Below are 3,441 nucleotides of genomic sequence, written 5' to 3'. Positions count from 1 at the left end.
GCCTTATCATCGACCAGTATCCCGAGGAAGGTGGTCGCCAGGTAGGATTTGATCTGAAAACGCTTCCCATGTATCGCCAGCATATCGAACACCTTATGAGGCAGGCAGCTGTAAGCATTGACGGTCCCCTCTACCTGGATGATGGGAAGGCATATCTGGTGTTTCGTTACCCACTTCTGGTGGAGAACAAGCAAGCATGGGGACTGTTGAGTCTCTACTTTGAAATGGAATCATTTCTGCTAGGAGCAGGTTTGGAAGATCTCTCAGGGCAATATCGCTATCATTTCTCCTTCTCTCACCTTGGAGGGGATGATACCTATTTATGGGGAGAGCAGATCCTGGATGATTGCGACCCGGTTTCCATGATACTTTCTTACTCCCTCCTTACTTGGAAGATGGAAATTGCCCCGGCAGATTCATGGTACAACGGTGAGTTGGTCTTGGTCCTGTACGCGATCTTGGGAAGCTTGGTTTCCCTTGGTGCAGGAGTCTTGAGTTATCTCAGGCAAGTCAGGCTGGAAACATTCATGCATCGTTCCCATACGGATAGCCTTACTGGGCTTCTGAATAAACGGGAATTCCTTGTCCAGCTACATGAAGAGCTGAGAAGTGGGAGACCCTTTGCGCTCGCGCTTCTCGATATCGACAATTTCAAAATGCTCAATGATACCCATGGGCATCTCAGTGGAGACAAGGCACTACTGACTCTGGTATCAACCTTGAAGGAACGCCTTCGACGTGATGACCTGATAGGTCGTTTTGGGGGTGATGAATTCATTATTATCCTCAGGGGGTGCTCCCAGAAAGAGACCTGTCTTCGTATCTATGAATACATCTCCCATGTCTCAGTTCCCATGGATGGAGACAGCATTGAATTTGCAATCAGCATGGGGGTCGCCTTTTCTCCCAAGGATGGCAGTACAAGCGAGACCTTGCTGGAAGCTGCAGACAAGCGGCTCTACCAAGCCAAGCGAGAGGGGAAGGGAAGAATCCGCTGTACTGACTGAAGAAAAACCGGATCACCATAGGTGGCAATCCGGTTGAATGCAGTACTGTTTATTGGTTATTTTGCCTGTTCCAAAGCGAGTGTGACTGTTGTAAGGTCGCATACCTCTGCAGGTCCATAGTACTGTACGGCACCTGGATAGGTGTAGCAAGTCTCACGGGCCCACTTGTCACGATGCTCTGCAAAGTACTGGAAAGGCTTTCCATCAAGTTCCACCAAGGCTTTCTTGATAACTGGCTTGTCCTCCCCGTGGCGTACCTCCATATTCATCATCATGGTGATGGGGATACCACCAGCTTCCCAATTCCCAGCAGGTTCTGCAAGGTTGGTGACCGATGAAAGATACCCGGAGAGACCACTAGCGATCAACATGAAGGCATTATAGCCAAGGCTGTAGCAGTAATCTGCATCAAAGTTGGTTGGGAAAGCACAACGGCCCTCATAGCCAAAGAAGTGGGTCATGGAACTGAATTTGCCAGTATAGGAGCCTTCCTTCTTCATCACTGAGAGCTTCTCTTCCACCATCTGGGCAAGCAATTTATCTGTCTCAATCCTGGAGACCTGTACGTTTCCATGGGGATCACGGTCCATCAGGAGCTGCTTCTGGATCTCTTCAGGCAGAATGGTGAATACCTGGGCTGCTTCCTTGCTGAGTCGCTCTGCAACAAAGGCAATACGCTCACTGCTGTCTACGATCTTGTTGAAAGCTTTCTCTTCCTTGGCAAGGAGATTGTTGATCTGGCTGATCAAGACCTTGATTTCAGGGATGAATTCAATCAAGCCCTCAGGAATAAGGGCAACACCAAAGTTGTTCCCATCCTCTGCACGCTCAGCAACAACCTTTGCGATGTAGTCCACAATGCTTACCAGACTCTGTCCCTTGGCTTCAACTTCTTCGCTGATCAGGCAGATATTGGGCTGGGTCTCCAAGGCACATTCAAGGGCGATATGACTTGCAGAGCGGCCCATGAGTTTGATGAAGTGCCAGTATTTCTTTGCACTGTTGGCATCTCTCTCGATGTTGCCGATCAATTCACTGTAGGTTTTGGTAGCTGTATCGAATCCAAAGGATATTTCAATGGATTCGTTCTTCAGGTCTCCGTCGATGGTCTTCGGGCAACCGATTACCTGAATGCCGTGGTTCTTGGCAAGGAAGTACTCAGCCAAGACAGCTGCATTGGTGTTTGAATCATCTCCGCCGATGATAACCAGGGCATCAATCTCATGCTTCTTGCATACTTCAGCGCAAACCTCAAACTGGGCTTCGGTCTCAAGCTTTGTTCTTCCGCTTCCGATGATATCAAAACCGCCGGTATTGCGGAATGCAGCAAGATATTCCTTGTCAATGATCCTGTAGGAGTCTTCCAGAATACCGGAAGGACCACCTTTGAAGCCATACAGGGTATTCTCCGTATTGGCTGCCTTCAGTGCATCGAATATTCCACTAATGACATTATGCCCACCGGGAGCCTGGCCACCGCTCAGGATAACTCCTACGTTTCGCTTCTTGCTGATATCATTATTATCTCCGGCTATGAACGAAACTCTTGGGAGTCCGTATGTGTTGGGAAAGAGTGCCTTGATCTGATCTGCGTCAGATTGTGCACTGGTAGCTTCTCCCTTCTTGGGGGATACCTTGGTGATGCTCTCCCTCAAAATTGCGGGTAGCTTGGGTTGATAGGCATAACGTACTTTTTGCAAAGGGGAAATGTCCATGCTGAACTCCTCTCTAATTTGGTCTCTGAATTCCTTAACCATAGAACAAAAAGGCTCCCAGTTTCAAGTATCGTCGCTTGCTCTGGTGCATTTGCTCTGCTATACAGAGAAGGGGAGGATCCAATGTATCAGGAAAAACCGGTCAACGACCTCTGGCTGTTCCGCCAAGGCTTCAGCGAAGACTTTCTTGCTAGCGAATTAGACGACTCTGCCTGGCAACAGGTCTCTCTTCCCCATACACCCGTGCAGTTTGCCCCTGGGTACCATGAGGAGCAGTTCCACTGGGGACCCTACACATACCGTAGGCAGTTCTCCCTCGATATATCCGATTCCCAGCAGGTTGCCATACGATTTGAAGGGATTGCAAATAAAGCAGACTTCTATGTGGACGGAGTGTTGTGTGGAAGCTTCGAGGGAGCCTATCTTCCCTATACATTGGATTTGGGTGCTCGCTCCTCTTTTACCCTTACCGTGGTGGTCTCAGGGGATGAGGATCCCTCCTTTCCTCCCTTTGGTGGGAGTATGGACTACATCTCCTTCTGTGGCATCTATCGCGAGGTAAGCCTGATAATACGTGAGAAATGGTATTTCACTTTTCTTGGTGTGGAAAGCCATCGAACGGATTCACTTACACTCAAGGGTAGAGCAGAGAATGCAGAAGACCAGTGTGTGTTTGTTACCCTGAAAGACGGTAGTACAACGATTGAGGAGGCAAGTAC

The 3,441-nt window shown here is 48.9% G+C and carries 3 protein-coding genes; 2 read left to right on the top strand and 1 reads right to left on the bottom strand.

Features of this window, described 5'->3' with window-relative positions; genetic code table 11:
• The coding region (locus tag JF818_RS09915) for a sensor domain-containing diguanylate cyclase (protein ID WP_198891853.1) at nt 1-1,007 on the top strand (1,007 nt) is incomplete at its 5' end.
• Between the two features lie 56 nt (nt 1,008-1,063).
• Here the strand turns inward: JF818_RS09915 and JF818_RS09910 are convergent.
• Nucleotides 1,064-2,722, bottom strand: a complete 1,659-nt coding sequence (locus JF818_RS09910) for a diphosphate--fructose-6-phosphate 1-phosphotransferase (RefSeq protein ID WP_198891852.1) — start codon at nt 2,720-2,722, stop codon at nt 1,064-1,066.
• A gap of 123 nt (nt 2,723-2,845) precedes the next feature.
• On the opposite strand from JF818_RS09910, the gene JF818_RS09905 reads away from it, so the two are divergent.
• Nucleotides 2,846-3,441, top strand: a 596-nt coding sequence (locus JF818_RS09905) for a hypothetical protein (protein ID WP_198891851.1), incomplete at its 3' end; no start/stop codon positions are given.

This window comes from Sphaerochaeta sp. S2 (genome assembly GCF_016406725.1).
In the GTDB taxonomy this organism is placed as follows: domain Bacteria; phylum Spirochaetota; class Spirochaetia; order Sphaerochaetales; family Sphaerochaetaceae; genus Sphaerochaeta.
Note: the sequence above shows the minus strand (reverse complement) of the source record. Positions and strands in the feature narration are given on the sequence as shown.